Annotated in this window: 13 protein-coding genes; all 13 read right to left on the bottom strand. The window is 49.8% G+C overall.

Annotation, left to right across the window (positions count from 1 at the left end; all coding sequences use genetic code 11):
* Position 1: 1 nt before the first annotated feature.
* The gene (locus SH451x_RS15415) at positions 2–5,320 is read right to left on the bottom strand and encodes a DNA repair ATPase (RefSeq protein ID WP_479357880.1); all 5,319 of its coding nucleotides are present in this window, start codon (positions 5,318–5,320) and stop codon (positions 2–4) included.
* A 110-nt stretch (positions 5,321–5,430) separates the two neighbouring features.
* Positions 5,431–7,413, bottom strand: coding sequence for a flotillin family protein (locus SH451x_RS15410; RefSeq protein WP_479357879.1), 1,983 nt, complete (start codon positions 7,411–7,413; stop codon positions 5,431–5,433).
* Between the two features lie 82 nt (positions 7,414–7,495).
* Entirely contained in the window at positions 7,496–8,251 is a 756-nt protein-coding gene (locus SH451x_RS15405) for a hypothetical protein (protein ID WP_479357878.1), read from the bottom strand.
* A 250-nt stretch (positions 8,252–8,501) separates the two neighbouring features.
* Positions 8,502–8,891 (bottom strand): group I truncated hemoglobin, encoded by a 390-nt coding sequence (locus SH451x_RS15400; protein ID WP_479357877.1) that lies wholly within the window; start codon positions 8,889–8,891, stop codon positions 8,502–8,504.
* A gap of 225 nt (positions 8,892–9,116) precedes the next feature.
* Positions 9,117–9,554 (bottom strand): nucleoside deaminase, encoded by a 438-nt coding sequence (locus tag SH451x_RS15395; protein WP_479357876.1) that lies wholly within the window; start codon positions 9,552–9,554, stop codon positions 9,117–9,119.
* 438 nt (positions 9,555–9,992) lie between these two features.
* Positions 9,993–11,780, bottom strand: coding sequence for a CRTAC1 family protein (locus SH451x_RS15390; RefSeq protein ID WP_479357875.1), 1,788 nt, complete (start codon positions 11,778–11,780; stop codon positions 9,993–9,995).
* Positions 11,777–13,129 (bottom strand): tetratricopeptide repeat protein, encoded by a 1,353-nt coding sequence (locus SH451x_RS15385; protein WP_479357874.1) that lies wholly within the window; start codon positions 13,127–13,129, stop codon positions 11,777–11,779. The genes SH451x_RS15390 and SH451x_RS15385 overlap by 4 nt, the downstream gene beginning before the upstream one ends.
* Positions 13,130–13,324: 195 nt before the next feature.
* Positions 13,325–14,032, bottom strand: coding sequence for a lysophospholipid acyltransferase family protein (locus SH451x_RS15380; protein ID WP_479357873.1), 708 nt, complete (start codon positions 14,030–14,032; stop codon positions 13,325–13,327).
* A gap of 61 nt (positions 14,033–14,093) precedes the next feature.
* The gene (locus SH451x_RS15375) at positions 14,094–15,332 is read right to left on the bottom strand and encodes a M16 family metallopeptidase (RefSeq protein WP_479357872.1); all 1,239 of its coding nucleotides are present in this window, start codon (positions 15,330–15,332) and stop codon (positions 14,094–14,096) included.
* Positions 15,322–16,593 (bottom strand): M16 family metallopeptidase, encoded by a 1,272-nt coding sequence (locus tag SH451x_RS15370; RefSeq protein WP_479357871.1) that lies wholly within the window; start codon positions 16,591–16,593, stop codon positions 15,322–15,324. The genes SH451x_RS15375 and SH451x_RS15370 overlap by 11 nt, the downstream gene beginning before the upstream one ends.
* Positions 16,594–16,759: 166 nt before the next feature.
* Positions 16,760–17,152, bottom strand: coding sequence for an FmdB family zinc ribbon protein (locus tag SH451x_RS15365; protein ID WP_479357870.1), 393 nt, complete (start codon positions 17,150–17,152; stop codon positions 16,760–16,762).
* A gap of 48 nt (positions 17,153–17,200) precedes the next feature.
* Complete coding sequence (gene grpE, locus SH451x_RS15360; protein WP_479357869.1) at positions 17,201–17,809, bottom strand: nucleotide exchange factor GrpE; 609 nt, start codon at positions 17,807–17,809, stop codon at positions 17,201–17,203.
* 104 nt (positions 17,810–17,913) lie between these two features.
* Complete coding sequence (gene dnaJ / locus SH451x_RS15355; protein WP_479357868.1) at positions 17,914–19,056, bottom strand: molecular chaperone DnaJ; 1,143 nt, start codon at positions 19,054–19,056, stop codon at positions 17,914–17,916.
* Between the last annotated feature and the right edge of the window lie 67 nt (positions 19,057–19,123).

Below are 19,123 nucleotides of genomic sequence, written 5' to 3'. Positions count from 1 at the left end.
CTCAAGCGGAATTTTCATCGTCGGTTGACTCCGCTTTTTCAACTTCGGCTTTTAACGTGCGATAGCTTTTGAGGCAGTCGTCAATCGCTTTCTTCATACGCTCAAGTTCAGAAGAATTGTGGACGGATGCTTCCAGAACAGGTCGTAAACCGTCGTAAAGCAACTGGTACTGTGTTCGAATTAGGTCACTTATCGAACGAGGAACTGAATGCTGGACAATTATTCGATCTGCAGGCGGAGCTTCAGATTTGTCAGACGAACGATCAGAAACTGCGGTTAAAGTCTGCATGAGATTCTCTCGAACCAAACCAATTTCTCGCGACATGCCATGGAGCCCTTCTGCAATGCGATCCTCTTTGAGTCGATCCGATTGCGCTGAAGTTGCTTGGGTAATCACGCGTCGAATCGATTCCAGTCCATCACGCAGTCCAGTTAGCGATTTGAGTACTTGAGATGCACGATCGTCACTGTCGAGACCCGACATGCGGACATTTTCAGTGAAAGCGTATTTAATTTCTTCCCATCTCGCAGCTTCCTCAGGCGTAAGCATTTCAAGCAATTCTTTAAACTTCAACCAGTTTGCTTCACTATCGCGAGTGAGAGTCTGTACATCTTGCTCGTACGTTGCAATGATCGTCGACATGAGTTCGGACGGATTCATCACCGGCATGATTTTCTCCGCTATGCGATTCATGTTGCGATAGCTGCCCTGCAGTTTAAATGCAGGTTCCGTTCGATATGCGTCGTTTTGTGCCGCACTGCGAATGTACTGGCGGTTGACTTTCAACACAACGTCTCGAACTTTTTCCAGCTTGTTAAGTACAGAGATCATGTCTCGTGCTTGGTCGCTGGAGATATTGCCTTCGAGATCCAGCGGATCATTGGTGCCAATACTTGCCGCACGGATGATCTTCTGTTGGTCAGCAGTACTGGCGCGAGAAAGAGGCAGTAGGGTAGAATTGCTTGTTAGGCAGTTTTCAAGATAGCTGAGTTCGAATGCATCGCGTGAGTCGCCAATAATCTCTCCCAAGTTGTAAACATCGGCCCGGTTGGCAAGCATGTCCGGTATTTGGAAGCGATCGCCGCTTTCTGTATATGGGTTTCCAGCCATTACGACAACGAATTTCCTGCCTCGCAGGTCGTACGTTTTTGATTGCCCCTCCCAGACACCTTCAATTCGGCGAGTCGCATCGCACAAAGAGATGAACTTCTGGAGTAATTCTGCGTTGCAATGCTGGATATCGTCCAAGTAAAGCATAACGTTGTCGCCCATTTCAAGGGCTAGATTGATTCGTTTGACCTCTTCCCGCGCTGATGCATTTTTAGCTTCGGCTGGATCTAACGATACAATCGAATGGCCAAGAGCCGGGCCATTGATTTTCATGAAAACAAGGCCCAGACGATTTGCAATGTACTCCATCAAAGTGGTCTTGCCGTAACCAGGGGGGCTAACTAGCAGCAGCAACCCCATTCTGTCAGATCGCTTGGCGTCTCCGGCTGCTCCCATCTGTTTGGCAAGATTGTCTCCGACTAAGGGCAGATAAACTTCGTCAATCAGTTGGTTGCGAACGAACGATGTAAGGACTTTCGGCTTAAACTCTTCTACTTTTAGGCTGCGAGTCGCTTCGTGTACGAGGTCGATCTTTAATTTAGAAAGGGCGTCAAAGCGAGGTAAGTCGTCCGCAAAGTAGCGACTCATGCGGGATGTGAATTCGTGAAAGTGGAACTGAAGTCGGCCGTGTTCGATTCGAGCGTGATCCCCACGCATGTCAGTAAGCTCCACATGCGGCTTCGCTTCGGACAAGTACTTCACATCCTGTTCACCAGAAGCGAGCAGTAGCAGTGTAGCCAATTCGCTGCGATAATTCGCTGGTGGATCTAGTGACTCGTCCACTGTTGGATGGCGTTCGGCCAAGAACCCATCCACAGCTGCGGTTGCGGTAACCCAACTCCGGTGCGGATTTGTGTTCGTAGCGGCGATGGCCTCGCGGATGTCTTGATACTGGTCATCGAGCAAATGCTGTAGCAGTTCGCGATATAAGTGGTGTGCGCTAAAACTAGAGGACGCAATGTACGGCAGTGGCTTGGAAGCGGAAAGCTTTTCCGAGACGTCGTTGGCTTCTTGAAAAAGTTTTAGAAACAAGTATTCGCTTGCAGGTTCGAGATCGTCCGAGTCGATGATCGAAAGCGAATTCGCTTCTAAACAACTCTTGATCGCAGAAACATAGTGAACGGTTTGCGGCGTCTTCGTGAGAATCTCTTTGACGGTACGGTGGCTGCGAACCCAACGTTCGATAGGTAGCTTCTGCTCGGACGAAATTGCAGAAAACCAGAGGAAGTCCGATTTCCCTCTTACATCTGGGTTGTATTGCAAAATGCCTAACTGTTTCGATTTTTGCACCAGCGCACTCAAAATTTGAGCTGCATCGGCGTCGTGCACACCTCGCATGTAACCTTCTCGATGCCGAGGCTGCATCTGCTCTCTTATCCATTCGATTTGTTCTGGCTTGTCGAAAGTCGCGAACTGTATGGCAGTAATATGCTCTGGCGTATTTGTTTCTAAATCAAGAAATCGGCGGTAGAGATCATAAGCGAGGAATTCGGCGCGATATACTTCCGAGGATTCGCTGCGTAAATTTTGCGACCAGAGATCTTGGGACTCAACAAGGACAGGCAAATTTAGTGGCTGGTAAAACTGAGTTCCGGTAAGATGCAGATTCAAATGATTCGCGCGTGCGACCATTGTCAGTTCGATAGGCTGTGTATTGACAGTAAAAGAGTGCTTGCCTAGTTTGATTGTATCGGAGCCGTCGGCGTACAACTCACGTCGGTCGCGCAATTGTCTCACCGAATCATCGCCGATGGATTTGAGTCGACTAAGCAAGTCCTCCATGCGAACCGTATCATCGAGCTTTTGTAGTTGCTCGGCTATCTGTCGCACTTTTGCAACCATCGAATCTGCTGCCAAGAACGACTGCAGTGCTTGCTCGTTCTCGATGCGGTGGGTACGGGATGCGATGCTGTCGAGAATGCGGTCCGCGGCTTGCGCCAGTCTTTCTGACTTGCGAGAACGCTCTTCGATCAGCAGCGAACGTTTCGATTCGAATGCCGAATAAATCGAAAGCCTTTTTTCTTCCAACCGTTCCAACAATTCATCAAATTCCGCGAACTTACTCTCTAGTTCTTCAATTTGTAAAACGACAGACGTCAGAGTTTCGTCAATCTTCTTAGGCGAATTCGCAGAGTCGATCGCGGCAGCCACGGATTGGTCTAGTAACTTTAATTGGGAAGCGAAATCGGCCTCCATCTCGCCACTTAGCAGTTGTCGAGTTTTGGCAGCGAGAGAGGAGCGGACTTTATTGAGCTCGCCAAACAAATCTCCGATTGGATCGACGATCTTTGTACGCTGAGTGACATCCTCGATATGGAGTTGGGCTACGGTTTCGACTAACAGATCTAAATCGTTGTTAAGCTTTTCAAGCGACTTTTGTAGCGACCGTCCATCGGCGCCCGAGTTGACAGAGTCGATCTGTTCGGCAGCAGACTGGATACTTTTTACATAAGGTTGCAGAGAGTTGTCCGTTAGCAAGAAAGTTACGGCGCGATGTCCAAGTCGTTCGTTAGATTCAACGATGTTTTGCTCAAGTTTCTCGACTGCCGCCAAGTCTATATATTTCAAATCCTTTAAGCCAATCACTTCCCCGCGCAACGTGCGCAACTGTTCGAGTTGGCTGACAAATTGGTCAACGCTTTCGTAGCGTTCACGTTCGATTTTGCTTATTAGATCACTTACAGCGGACGAAGAGCGAGCGAACGCAGCTTCTGTGTCGCGTCGAACGCGCACTACCTTCTCATATTCTTCGATAGCCGCCGTCGCCGCATCGCGGATCTTGACAAGCGGTTCAGAAAGCCTTGCTGTCTCTTCACGGTCTATCCAAAAGTAGCTATCAAGAATATCTGTCGCTCGCTTTTCAAGCTCTGCGTATAAATCCGCGTAGGATTCATCCTTTTCGATCAATTGCAGAAGTTCTTGACATTCGGCCATTCCGCGGACCAGCTCGCGATTACCGATTTTGAACAGAAGCGAATCAGTTGCTACCGCAATCTGAAAATCAGGGCCTACAAAAGGAGTTTGCCACACCTGAGCTGCGTGGTGTTTCTGCGGATCGTTCTGAGAACGAATGGTGATCATGCTACCGTTGTCGAAAAATGCCTGACCATGGCAGATCAACGGCGTATCGACCTCTTGTCGTATCACGTTGTACCTGAGATGGACATAAGTACCGCTCTCTTGGTCATAAAATAAGTACAAGTAGTCTTCGCCATTGGGGGCACTCAAGACGCGTTCGAACTGCAGATTTTCGAAGCCGTGGTCGAATAGCTTATAGTTTCCTGTTTGAAGAAAAAAGCCAGTCGGAAACACGATTCCATGGTCATCGGGCAATAAAGCGCAACTGCGTGCAATGGCGTCGAGCCGAACGACAGATTGCTGTTTCACGCTGTATACAAAATGTCGATAGTTAGTTTCCTGGTATGGCTTGATCTTAAGTAGTACCAAATTACCAAGTACGCAGAAATGGATTTCGGCATCATCGAGCGTTTGATCGGCATTGTCTACTGGCTCGGCATAAATTCCCGTGCCTGATGCTGTGTTATCTTCAATCTTGATCGTAAGGTCGCCGCCTACGCACTCCACGAAGACGATATCTTGGATCGACACATGGGGATGGAGGCCAGATCGGTGTTGGTCGCGAGTGACTCGAGTCCAGTTGAAGGCAACCTGTGTAGGGAGTTTGACTTCATGCACGCTGCGATTGTCAACATAATGCAGCGACTCTTTATCGATTGTCCATTTAAACGCCTTCACATCAGAAAAGTTCTTTCCGACTTGAAAGACCATATAAAGCTTTAGGCCACTCTGAAAGAATCGCAAGAAGGTAGGCGTTTTGTAGTACCGATACAACTCCTCAAAATCACGCAGGAATTGCGGTTGTTGCAGTTGATCGAGTCTCTCCTGATGTGCGTGCTGATCTTCGATACGGAAAAGATTGAAGACATCACTAGGGGCAATCTCGGTTTTCAGGCCAAACTGAACGTTAACCCCCAGAAGTAGCTTTGACCCAATTGCGATTAAATCTCGAGGAACACAGTTGTGATCTGTGGTCACATGCGCCGTCGAAAGCAACTGCGTTTCGATGTTCCCGAAGACTTCGGCGCGGGATTGATTAAGTTGCTTAAAGCGCAACCGAAGATCCGACGCGGCATCGCGCAAACGGTTGCGCAGAACCTCGTACGTTCCGGTTGTCAGTTGATTAGACATCGAGGAAAAGTGGTCTCGTGGCCGCGGTCGATCGTGGAACGGGGAAGCGAACGCGCAAATTCATTATTGAATGGTTACGCGTCTGCAGACTTCGAACATGACTAATTGGGTTAGTCGTCGTTGCTGATAACATCGCTCACCGACTTGTCAGTCAGGTTCAACGATTCCGCCATGGAAAGGAGCTTGATAATTCCCTGATTGATGTTTGAGCCTTTTTCTTGCGACATCATCTTTCCTAGCAGTGCCGCAACCGATAGGTTTCTTACATCGGAGCTATCGATGGAAAACTGCTGAATCAACTTTTTTAGGCTTTGTTCGAAATTCGATGGATCACCATTGAAGAAAGTATTCTTGACGTCTGAGGCAACTTTCGAGTTATTTACAAAGCTGTCGATGGCTTTACCGCCCTTCACTGCGGCGGAAATTTGACGGAAGAAGTCACCGTCGCCGCCAACAATATCGATGTTGGCAGACTTGAGTGCTTCCGCTAGCACGGACGCCTGGCTGATCGCAATACCGCGTTGTGTTTCGATTGCCTGAAGTTCGATCTGCTTATCCTTCTCCAATCGAAGTTTAAACTCTTCGTGATCGCGACCGACGCCATCCAACTCTTTCATTGCCGTCGCTTTGTCTGAAATGCCTTTCGCCTCGCTAGCGAACTTCTCCTGCAGCACGTGCGCTTCAGCCAAACCAAGCTTTTCGGTCGCTGCAGCTTTTGCTTCCATAACGCGAGCTTCAGCAAGACCTTGAGCGGCATTTTCTGCCGTCGTGCCTTCAGCCAACATTTTCATAGCGGCAGAATTGCGTTCAGCACTGTCTCGTTCGGCGTCGGCCGCGATGCGGACTTTCTCGGCGTGGAACTCGGCGGCTTTACGAGCAGCTTCGGCCGCTTTAATCTCTTTAACAAGCTCCTGTTCGGCGCGCATTTCAGCGCCCATAACTTCGACTTTTTTGCGACGCTCGGCTTCAGCGAATTGTTCTGTATCTTTGATCTTCTCTTTCTCTTCGACGACGGCGCGTTCTACTGTGACGCGTTCTCGAATGACGTCTTGAATGTTACGCTTTTCAATTTCGATCGCTTTCTCTTTTTCGACCTCTGCAACGCCGACGACGCGCATGCGCTCCATGGCTTCCAGCGATCGGTCACGATCAACTCGTTCGATTTCTACCGCATCAGTGCGCTCTTTATTTCGTTTAGCGACCAAGATCTGACGCAATTTGTTTTCTTCGGCTACACCAATTTCTTCGTCGGTTGCGATCTTCGCACGTTCGGACTGCAGACGATTTTCTTCTCGGACCTTGGCAGCGGCGGCATGTTCGCGTGCTTCAATTTCGGCCACTTCACGCTTCTGTTTTTCGACCGCTTCCACACGCTGACGTTCGAGTTCTAAAATTGCTTCTTGAGCTTCGACGTCCTGTTTCTTGAGAGTCTTTTCTCGTTCGCGTGTAAAGAAATTTTCCTTTATCTTTTCGTTCGAGGTAAGCTCGGTAATTTTCTTGATGCCCTCAGCGTCCAGAATATTGTTAGGATTCAGGAGTTCGAGTCTCGTTTGCTCGAGGTAGTCGATTGCAGCATCGTCCAAACGGTAGCCGTTCAAGTCCGTTCCAATGACTTTGAGGATTTCTTCCTTGAAACGTTCGCGTTTATCGTAGAGTTCGACGAACTCAAATTGCTTCCCAACAGTCTTCAATGCTTCCGAAAACTTCGCGTCGAATAGTTCTTTTAACGTTTCTATCTGACTTGCGCGTTTGGGGCCAATCGACTGCGCGACTTCTTTCATCTCGTCATCGGTCTTGTCGATGCGGATAAAGAAGGCAACGCGAATGTCGGCACGAATGTTGTCTTTACAGATCAGGCCCTCCGCCCCTTCTCGTGCGATCTCAAAGCTCTTGAGAGTGAGGTCCATTTTTTCGGCGCGATGCACGATCGGAAAGACGAAAGTTCCACTTCCCGTCACAACGCTAACTCCGCCGCGGCCTGTACGCACGATCGCTTCGTCAGGTCCTACACGCTCGTAGAACTTTCCAGCCAAACCCAAAATTCCGGCGATGACAAGAAAGATTGCTACGAATCCGATGATGCCGTAAACCATATTTGTCTGAAACCTGTTGTAAATCGAGAGAGGAAAAGGCGGCAAACGTCAAAAAGTGCGACCTCAATCGCCGCAAATTATCTTAATCGGGATCCGGCTGACTGGTACTTTTTAGAACCGGATCCAAGGAGGAAACGTGATAAATTCTCCTTTTCTGGTCATAGTGCGTGATCCAAACTCGAGCTCCCCGGGCCAGATTCGCACCATCTGTAACAACACTTAGTAATAGCGGAGCACCATTGGTTTTGTATTTTACCTGGCCAAAGGTCGCGTTCGCTTCGGTACTGCTAATTTCACACTCTTTGCCAATCAATGACATGGCGGTGATGTGCGAGCTGTTTTCCCAATCCCGAAGTGGCATGGTAAACAATTTCGTAACGGGCAAAGTCAGGACTACATTCCGAATGACAAGCACCGTGGACCAAACAAAACCTACTTCCCCAAACAGCCATTGATCGACGGCGAGCCACAGCGTGATGGAAACTCCCCACCAAGCGACCGAAAAGATAGCCATCCAGAAAACCAGTGGCATATCGCGGACGTTCAACCACTGCAGCAGCGTCGCTAAAGCGTCACCGACGCCAGTATGCACACCGTCACTTGGGGGTAACGGTGTGCTATGATGGCCGCCGTGAGACGGGATATGATTGACGTCGACCGAAAGTGGCTGGTCGGCATGGCCGGGCAAATGACCTCCGCTTCCATGAAGGTCGGCCCCGCTACTGTCGTGAAATTCGATCGAAAAAAAGGAAGCGACCAGTCCCCAGAGCGATGCCACAATAAGAAACATCGTGGGCAAAAACATCGGTCCAGAAAACAACGTCTGCAGAGTTTCCATAGGTTTTCGATAACGCTACTAGCAAGTGGCAGGGCATAACCAATGTCTGACTCAATTGAGCGCATCTTTGGCCGAAATAATGGCGTTCTGACCAGCTTGCTCTTGGAGATCGACGCGTCTAAGTATAACTCAGCTGAGCTCTGTTCGCTTTGGTTGCAAGATCGCAAATTAGAAAATTGCGTTCGGCTGCGTATCGTCACGAACCGAGCTGCCTGCGAGACTACTGCGATATGCAGAACTGAGTTTGCGATCAACCGTCGACGTTGGCTTCGCCTGTAACGTCTCGCGCTGACATTGCTATTCGGCGAACCGTTTCATCAATGTCATTGCGATCAAACCCCATCTCCGCCAACGTCTCGAAAAGATGCTGGCAGAACTTGGAGAAATGTGAGCGCTGGATATTTCGACCATGGTGTACGGCAGCTAGCGAACGGCCTGAATACTCTTGAGGCCCTCCCAAGGCCGCGGCAAAGAACTCCTGCTGCATGCTACGAAGTTTATCGATCGACGAATGTTCAAAAAAGGGAGCGAGTTCGGGGTCCTTTAACACTCGCTCGTAGAAATCATGGACTAAAGCGTCGACTCTTTCTGCACCACCAATCCGCTCGTACAAGGAAGAACTGTCGGACGGAGAATTCATCGGAGGAACCTTTACGATATAAACACACATTCAAGTCAGTTTGCCGCCATCCAACGGACGTTCCGGTCCGTTCAATTCACATTAAACGCCAAATGCCATCAAAATTAAAGCATCGATTTCCTTAATCCAGCAAGTTCTATTGTCGCGGGCTTGTCCTGACTTACGCAGCAAGCATTATGGTCCCAAGCCGCACAGTCGCCTGCGTGTTTGGCAACGAAAGCTTGGCTAAACTCCAATATCTTCATTCCACAGTTCCGGATGCTGCCTAATAAATTCTCGCATCAGTTGTATGCATTCTTGGTTTTCTAGGATTTCGAGCGACACGCCTCGAGAACGTACGTAGTCTTCAGGGCCTTGAAAAGTCAAATTTTCTCCAACGATCACGCGCGGGATTTTGTAAAGCAAAACGGTGCCGCTGCACATATCGCATGGTGAAAGAGTCGAATACAAAGTTGATCTCGCATACTGCCTCGCAGTCAAGCGGCCCGCATTCTCGAGGCAGTCCATTTCAGCGTGCAAGATCGCGCTGCCCTTTTGAACGCGTCGGTTATGTCCGCGTCCAACAATCTCATCGTCGATCACCAACACGGAACCTATTGGTATACCGCCTTCTTCAAAACCAAGTTTTGCTTCGGCAATCGCTTCGCTCAAAAATGAGGTCATGTTGTTGTGTTCCAAGCTCTTCGCAAAAGTAATGAACTGAAAAGTGCATCTGCTGGTAACGCTAGCAATTGTACACGAGCTGAAGAATTTTGGAAAATCTTCAATTGGAAATGCAAGACGCCGTTGATTCTGGCGATGAAAATCTTCAAGCTATGAGCATCACGCGACCAGCGATGTTCGAATGTGTCGAGCTGTTAGGTCGCAGGTGTTATGGTGAGGTCTGTTGTTATGGCCAAGAATACTGCGAAACCGGCTGCTTCCCCTGCGAAGAGCCCTGCCCCAGCAAAAAATGCAAAACCTGCTGCGAAGGCAAAAGCTAAGAAAAAATAAACTTCAATAGACCGTCGCGACAACAATGTGCGATGTGTCCGTCGAAACGTGCGTTGGCTTCGTTGCTTCCGAAGCCGACGCCTCTTTTCTTTAAGAACCTTCTTGCTTTCACATCTCGAAAGTTGTAGCGGACTCACCCTCAGCGAAACCTTCGACGATATAAATCTGCTTATTCCAACCGTCGACCGTAATTGTGTCGCGTTTGCCCGAAGGCCAGCGTACTTCTAAGGTCACGGAATTCGTCGTAGTTGACTTTGCCGACGTAAAATTCAAGAGTCGTTGCGACGTTGAAAGATAAGAACCACCGCCAACAGCGAGTCTCAATTGTTTCTTATCGTCGTCCTGCAAAACAACGGTCGCGCCTACTGCATTGCGGTTGCTGCGAGTGCCGATCAGACGCACTTGGAGATATCTTCCGTCGGTTTCTGTGATATTCTGAAGTATGTGCGAAGGTTCGTCCAAGTGGCTGACTACTAGATCCAAACGGCCATAGCCGTCGCCATCGAACAAAGCAAGGCCACGAGCTGCCCAATGCCCTGCGAAGTACCCGTCCATTTCAGGGCTTCGATCAATGAAACCTTCAAGCTGGTTCTCTAACAAACTCGGGCGCTGCAAATGGTCAGGATTTTTTCGATCGACGTGCCCGCTGACGACGAGGATTTCTTCATCGCCATCCAAATCCAAATCTGCAAACGCAGTTCCCCAGCTAACTTGCGACGGTCCAAGAAGTCCGATGCCCGCATGGATTGTTCCAAATCGATATCCCATGCGACCACGGCTCGAGTAGAGTGCTGGTAACTCTTTAGCGAAGTTCGTTACAAAAAGATCTGGGCGCTGATCACTCTGGAAGTCACCGACGGCGACGCCCATGCTTCCTTGATTGCCACCATTGCCATCAGTTGCACAACCCCACTGAATCGCCGATTCCGTTAGCTTTCCCCCGCCATCGTTCAGGTAGAGAAAATTTCTATCTTCGTCATTGGCAATGTAGATATCACAATCGCCATCCTGGTCGATGTCGCAGCAGACAACTCCTAGACCGCGACCGCCAGGAATTAATGCATAGGCCGAGCTTGATTCGACAAATTTTCCTTCTCGAGTTTGAATAAATAGTTTATCGTCGATGCCTGGGAATTGAGTTGGCGAGCAAGCTCCGCGCGGGCTGCCTGGTAGAGACAACGTGCAGACTGGATTGTTCTCCAGTGACCAGTTCCCATAGTGCGCAACATAGATATCCAACAAACCGTCGTTATTGAGATCCCCCGTCGCAGCAGTCGTGCTCCACAGGTTGTCATTAAGCTCTAGTGATGATGTTGCATCTGAGAACGTGCCATCCCCATTGTTTATTAGGAGTTGCAAGCTGCCGAATCCTGAAACAACAATATCATCAAAACCATCGGCGTTGATGTCGTCGCAAGTTATTGCATGGTTGTACCAGGATTCGAGGTTTATAGCGGAGTTGTTGGTCACGTCGGCGAATTCAAAGGGTCCGCTTCCACGAAAGAGTTTGCCGCGGCGGCCAGCCATAGAGCTGGGGTCGGGAAAGTAGCCGCCGCCAGCAAACATTATATCGACCAAGCCGTCGAGATCGAAATCGAACACGCTAACGCCGCCACCCACGAACTCGATCATTCCAAAAAGTTCGCTCTCGTATCCGCTGGTGATTGTGTGTTCAACTCCCGCCGACTCTGTTACGTCTTGAAATTGAAAGAGTGGTATAGTCTCCGGTACATTGGAAGAGGCCAAGCCGTTCACTGCTGACGTGCCCACGCCGGCTGTACCAGACACCGTAGGATCTGGTTTGTCCTGCTTACATCCACCGACGAAGCATGCGGTGAAGCAAGTCACGAGGCACGCGACAATCGGAGTTCGATATTTGAGGCGGCAGGGATTCATTGGCCAACATTTTCCACAGCATCTCGATGCTTCTGAGCCATTTCACTGTTACCGGCGGCAAAATAAAAGCGACTTAGATCGAGATGCGCTTCCTTCATATTCGGGTTCAGGGACAGCGCAGTTTGTAAATGCTGGAATCCCTCCGGTCGGGACATCAGGTTCATCAATAGATGACCGAGCTGATAGTGCGCGTCGGCATTGGCTGGATCTTGGGAAAGAGCTTGCCGGATCGCAGCAATCTGCCCCTGCTTACTAGTGGACTCCTCTGCAATGACTGCATGTTCAGCCGCTTTCGCCTTTTGACCAGTCGCCTGATAGGCAACCGATAGCAATTGGTTAGCTTCGGTATCCTCCGGCCAAGCTTGAACGAGTGGCACCAACGTAGTGATGACTGCTTCGTAGTTTTCAACGCCTTCGTACGCTTGAGCGCGGAATATCCTCGCGCGACTATTTAGGTCGAGGACAATAGTTTGACTATCGAAATACTCGTTGACCTTCTCGAATTCCCCAATCGCCAACAGCGTTTCGATTTGGCCGCCTTCCGCTTCAGCGTCGTCGGGGCGAACGTCGCTATACATTTTGAAGAAATCGTATGCTTTCCGCGGATCGTTCTTGCGCCAATATGATTTGCCGAGCTCTAGCCAAACAGGCACATAGTTCGGCTCTTTTTCATAAGCCGTCTCAAACTGTGTCAGGGCGTCGTCGAACAGGTTCGCCCTTGCTGCTAGCATGCCGGCTAAATAGTCGATGCGATAAGAATCGGGTTCTTGTGTCTTCCAAAGACCAAGCACGCCAAGAACGCCCTCTGTTTCGTCCAAGCGCATGAGCCCACGCGCCAGGGCCGTCGCATTCTCTGCAAAGTCAGCCTGATACGACTCCAGCACAGTATCGACGATTGCCTTGTCCATCGTCGACATCGTGTACTGGACATCCAAAAGCAACTGCTCGTGATCTAGTCGTGGTTGGTTGTATTTCTCAATCGCAGCTTGATCGAGCGCGCGATCGGATAGCTCAAGCTCACCCAGGTGACGATAGGCTCGGCCACGTAAGAAATTCGTCTCGCCAGTGCGTCCCCATTTGTCTTCGATGGTACGGATATGTTCCAACGCAGTGTGTGAATCTTCGACTTCAAGCAAGCGGTAAACTTGCTTTGTCGCCGTGGACCATAGATAACTGCGGTAGCCGTAAATCGACAATCCGATCAGCACCAACGTTAGTACTGTCAATCGAATTCGCTCAAGTCTATTCATCGTTTTGGCGGACAAAACGGGTTTCCTTTTCGTAAGCAGTCTGCGAGGTGTCGCAGGTGGATCCAGTTCGTCCACGTCTGTATGTTTCGAAAGTGCCATTCAATAAGCGTCAAAAGTGTCTGTAAATGTCGGGGCAACATCAACCCATTTTAGTATCAATCGAACCGTCGTGACTTCCAGTATACCACGCCGAATTCCGAATATTCGATGCATGCGTTGCTTTCGAAGATTGGAAAGCCGGGGGATTAGTGCCGTGTCGAGCTTTGCGACAATGTTTGGTTGTTCTGCAATAAATCAATCGCCAAATTTGTTGTCCATGAGCACTTCCTGAAGCCACTGAGTTTGTTCGGTGCGAGTTCTAGTCAAAATATCTTCAGGAAGATGTGTGACAGGTCCGACTTTGACCGTAACCTGAGCAGTCATAATCAAAGGCACCCAAACGTCCGCGCCGATTGGCGAACCGCGAAGCCATAGAGGGACGATGGGCACGTTTGCTTTTTTTGCAACTAGCAGCGCTCCAGCTCGAATCGATTGGATCGGCATACGTGTCCTGTTGAGTCGGCCTTCAGGAAACATTCCAACCAATCGCCCTTCGCTGGCAAGTCGGATTGCTTGTTTTGTCGCCGAGCTATCGTTGCCGCTACGAGTTGTAGGTATCGCTTGGAAAAGCCGGAGGGCTTTACCGAACAAGGGATGCTTAAAATACTCAGATGCAACCATCCAATGTACACGGCGGCCTGCAGCCAGCTGTACAAAGAAGGGATCTAAAGAGCAGCGATGGTTCGCCACGACGATCGCACCACCGGACGTAAAGTCGGTGATCTTCTTCGCATCCATGATGCGCACCCGCCACAGTAGTCTAGCAATCGTGTACGCAGGAGCATACAAGATTTTCTCCCAAGTCGAATACTCGCTTCTTTCAGCGAGCATTTCACGAATGCGAAAAAGCATGTAGACCAGAACACTCATTAGCACCAAAACGGAAATAAAACTTGGTACCATTAGCCGCCAGCCATCCAGTCTGATTCAATTGTAAGCTCAAGTTCAGTCAATTATCATCGAATCAACAAAAACGAAGTCCTGCCGTTGGCCCAACTGCCGTAATGGTGCCCTGCCCAGTTGCTAGCGAAACTGCCGCTTCGTTGAACTGATCCAGGCTGACACTGGCATAGTTTTCCAAGGTCTTCGTCAACGGCTCGTACAACTGACGAAAGATCCAGTTGTTCCCGATGGAGAACAAACGGTTGCTCGGTCGCTCTGCTGCGAGAATGATTGACGAGCAGATGCGATTCCTGACCAGTTCAAGCTCGCGCTGTGAGAGCGGGTTTTTCTCGACGCCCAACACGACTTCGCGGCAGATCGTCCAGTTTTCTTCTGCATCTTCGGGCGGGCATGCAAGGATTGTTGCTACAATCCCAGTGTCGTCAAAATGTTGAGTAAACAATCCTGCTGATTCGGCCAGTCCCGTGTCGATCAGAGCCCAAAATAGTCTTGAGCCACCGTCGTCACCGATGGCACTCGACGCCATCCGATAAGCAAAACGGTCACTCGACTTGCGATGCGGAGCACTTTGCAGTTTCACGACGTATTGCTGGTTGGCGATCGCAACAACTTGTTCAACAAACAATCGCTCCGGAGCAGCAAGTGCTGGAGTAATCTCAGGCGCTTTCGATGGTTCCCAGTCGGACGTTAGTTTCTCAAGCTGTCCGACAAGTTTATCGAAATCAACTGCTCCAGTCGCCACGAAACAGAGATGGTCTGCAGCATAACGTTGCCGGTGATAATTTCGCATCCCAGTCGACGTCAGAGTACCGACAGATTCATTAGTGCCTAGTATCCGGTTTGCCAAAGGGTGCGAGCCGAAGTATTGCTCCATCGACAACTCTAGTGCACCATAGGGTGGTTGGTCATCGTACATGGCAATCTCTTCTAAGATTACTTTGCGCTCGGTCTCAAAATCTTCATCACGCAACGACGGACGCATAAGATCTGTCAGCAAGTCGACCGATTGCGATTGGTATTCAGGGATCACATGCATATAGTACACAGTGTGATCTTCACTCGTGTAAGCGTTTGAATTTCCGCCTAATTCGTCAATCTCTCGATTCACCTGTTCCGCGGTTCGTCGCTGCGTACCTTTAAACTGCATGTGTTCAAGGAAGTGGCTTACGCCGGAGAGTTCTGCGGACTCATGGCGAGCGCCTGCTTTGACAAAGTAACCGAGCGATACGCTCAGTGCAGCATCGTCGATTTCAGCTACAACTTGCAGCCCATTTGGAAATGTATGATTTCTAAACTGCATATTCGTTTTCGAGTCTTCGTTCGCCTAAAGTTACTAGCGTCTTGTTTCGAGGCTGATACTCTGTTGCATGTTGCTTTAAGGTATCAATGGTCAGTCGGTCGACTTTGGCAGAAACCTCGCGTCGGTCAACAATTCGATGCAGATAGTACCAGTCCGTAGCATTCTGCGACGAACGCGATGTGCAAGATTCTTGCTCGAATACCAACGAAGTTTTCACGCGGGCCTTCAGACGCCGCAGTTCGTCATCGGAAATGCCATCAGCCAACGAATGGATCGTCGCTAGAATTACGCTCAGCGTTTCACCGGCGCGTGCCGTGGTTGTGCCAGCGTAAATGATCGTTGACGACCGTGTGCCGATTGATTGTGGAGCCGCAGAAACAGTGTACACGAGTCCGCGTTTTTCACGGACTTCAGTGAATAGCCGTGAGCTCATACCATCGCCAAGAATATTGATAAGTGCTCGTGACTCATAATATCGTTCATGGTCATACGGCACAGCATCGTAGGCTAGTGCGATTTGCGTCTGGCTGGTCTCTTCATCGATATGATCGTAGCCATCGCTCACTGGGATTTCAGCAATGTCACGAGGATTACCAGAATTCCAATCCGATAAAAGTGTTTCCACGGCGTCGATCGTATTTTGATAATCGATGTTGCCAGCAATCGATAGAATACTACCATGTGCGTGGATCTCATTTGCGTAATAGCGTTTAACATCCTCGAGCGTAACGCCTTGTACGCCTTCGGCGGTACCTGACGAATTGCGACCGAAGACTTCTCCATAGCGAAGCCGTCGAAGCCGAATCAGGCAGCGCTGGACGGCATCATCTTCAAGTGCCGATAGTTCCTGGAGCGCCGTCAGGCGTGAATCATCCAATTGATCTTCTGGAAAGTGCGGGCTCTTGAGAATCTCGGCATAAATCGCAAGCGCATCAAACAGGTATTCGTCGATCATGGCCGCCGAAAATGAACTGTGTTGCGTCGATACATGGCTATCGCGTTCCACGCCCAGAAAATCGAGATCTTCTACAATTGCACGGCTGCTGCGCGAGCCGGCTCCACGCTGCATCATCTCAATTACAATCGCCGCCAGTCCCTGTCGGTCCGCCGGCTCGTTGGCTGTTCCAGCGGGGACCATCATCGTGAAGGCTGCCGAACGCAGATGCGGCATCCGTTCCATGATCAGAGTCAGGCCATTTCCGAGCTTGTGCACGCGAACTGTTTCAGGAATGGTCTCTCCGAGCGTAGAAGAATTTGACATCGTTCGTCTGCGTTTCCGCAATAAAACCTTGTAAAAGTGTGCATATCCGCGCGAATCGTCGCACGAATACTTCAAAGCTCGATGGCCGTGTCTCCACCGCTTACGAGAGTTTATAGCACCCTAAACTATTCTTCAGATGCCACAAGCGGTGAAACTCCGCCAATTCCTAGCCGTTTTTAGGGCGACCGCCCGACTTTTTCGCTCCAGTCGAACCAGAGGGTTTCGAATCGTTGGATTTTGGACTGGCTGACTTCTCGGAAGTCGAGGAGCTTTCGGACTTGCTCGTCGACCCTTCGCCGCTCTTTTTGCTCTCTGACTTCGAATCAGAACTGCTCGTGGATTTGGAATCTGCAGCAGCCGACTTGCGATATGAATCGCTTCGATAGTCCGTCTGATAGAACCCCGAACCTTTGAAGACAATCGCAGCACCAGTTCCGATTAAGCGTCGGAGCTTCTTCTTTTTACACTTAGGACAAGTCTTTTCCGGATCAGCTGAAATCGACTGATACAGTTCAAACTTGTGATCGCATGCATCGCATTCGTAATCGTATGTGGGCATATTCGAGTGATAAAATCTGTAGAACGAAAAGTTACCCGGAAACTAAAACTATGACTCAGGTGATCCAGTGGAAACGATAACTTGGGCCGGACGAACTACGCGGTCGTACATTCGATAACCCTTGGTCGCTTCATACATAACTTCGCCACTTGCAAACTCGGTGCTGGGCGCTTGTGAAATCGCTTCGTGAAAGTTTGGATCGAATTCTTTACCTAACGCTTCAATGGGAACACACTGATATTTTGCTAACGCATTCATCAGCTGTTGGTTCACCATAACGACCCCCTGCAGCAAGCTATTGGACTGAGCGTCACCTGCGGACTTTGCAGCCTCTGTTGCCCGGGCCAGGTTATCAACGACTTCTAATACATCCCGAATCAAGGGAAGAGAAGCGTATCGCAATTGTTGCTCGCTATCACGAATCATACGCTTACGAAAGTTCTCAAGTTCCGCTTGAGCCATCAGTTCGCGCTTCTTATGATCAGCTAATTGTTGTTCGAGTTCAACAATTAGTTCTTCCGGAGAATCGCTCGGTGGCAATTCTTCGTTCTCTTCCATACGAAACGTCTGCTGTTCGCCGTCATACTGCGATTCCATAGCATCAATCGCTTCTTCCAGCGTCTTGTCGGTGTCTGATTCGTTGTTTTGATTGTTCATTACTGTAATTCCTTTATGAATCAACTGCGAAGGGTGGTGCACAGTTTCATTGAAGCGAAAATCGTTCCACTGATTTGTCTACAGCGAAGTTCGGCTGAACACTGCTAGCCGGCTGCTACATCATCCGTCTGGAAATAGGATTTAAGGCGGTCGAGAAATCCCTTTCGTTCCGGCGTCACATTTTCATGTTCCAATTCAGCCAGTTCGCGAAGCAATTCCTTCTGCCGTTTTCCTAGCTTCGTGGGAACTTCGATCACCGATTGAATCAGCAGATCTCCTTTGCCACCTCCATGGGGATCGGGCATGCCTTGGTTTCGCAATCGGAAGACAGACCCACTTTGTGTTCCAGCCGGAATCTGCAGTGATTGCTTGCCCGCTAGCGTCGGGACTTCTGCCGTCAGACCAAGTGCGGCTTGAGTAAACGTGATAGGCATCGTCAGCAGCAGGTCGTTTCCATCCCGGCGAAATATTGAATGTTGTTTGACCTTGATAAAGCAGTAAGCATCGCCTGGCGGTCCACCTTCGGGGCTGGGCTGCCCTTCGTTCGGCATCCGCACACGCATATCATTATCGACACCAGCCGGAATCGCGACCTCAAGCCGGACTTCCTTTGGCAAGAGGCCTGCTCCGTCGCAGCTCTTGCAGGGAGTTGTAATGACGCGACCGTTACCGCGGCAAGTTGGGCAAGTCGTCTGAACACGCAAAATTCCAGAAGACTGAACGACTTGTCCACGACCACCGCAACGTCGACACGTTTCTGGCTGCGATCCTTTGGCTGCGCCGCTACCTTCGCACGTCTCACACGCTAAATGCCGTGTTAGGGAAACAGTCTTGCGAACTCCCTCAAACGCTTCCTCTAACGTTAGCGTAACATCGCAGCGGAGATCTGCACCCCGCCGTACGCGGGAGCGACCAGAGCGAGCGCCGCCAAAAAAATCTTCGAATATTGTTCCACCGAAAGCATCTCCGAAGGCTTCAAAGATATCGCTTACATCATTAAACCCGCCCCCGCCTTGCTGATTCACGCCAGCATGGCCAAAGCGATCGTAGCGAGCTCGCTTCTCTTCATCACTGAGCACCTCATAAGCTTCAGCGGCTTCTTTGAACTTGAGGGTCGCATCCGTATCGCCAGGGTTTGAATCCGGATGAAACTTGAGTGCAAGCTTTCGATATGATTTTGCTATTTCGTCTTTGCCGGCAGTCTTACTGACCTGCAAAACTTCGTAGTAACATCGCTGCGTTGACATCCATCGCCTATTCCGGAACGCGTGATTCGCTCAGAGTCGTTGAGAAATCGTATTCCGCGGAAAGTGT

This window comes from Njordella aestuarii, from assembly GCF_056494165.1.
The sequence above is the reverse complement of the archived record's forward strand: the minus strand, read 5'-3'. Positions and strand labels throughout refer to the sequence as shown.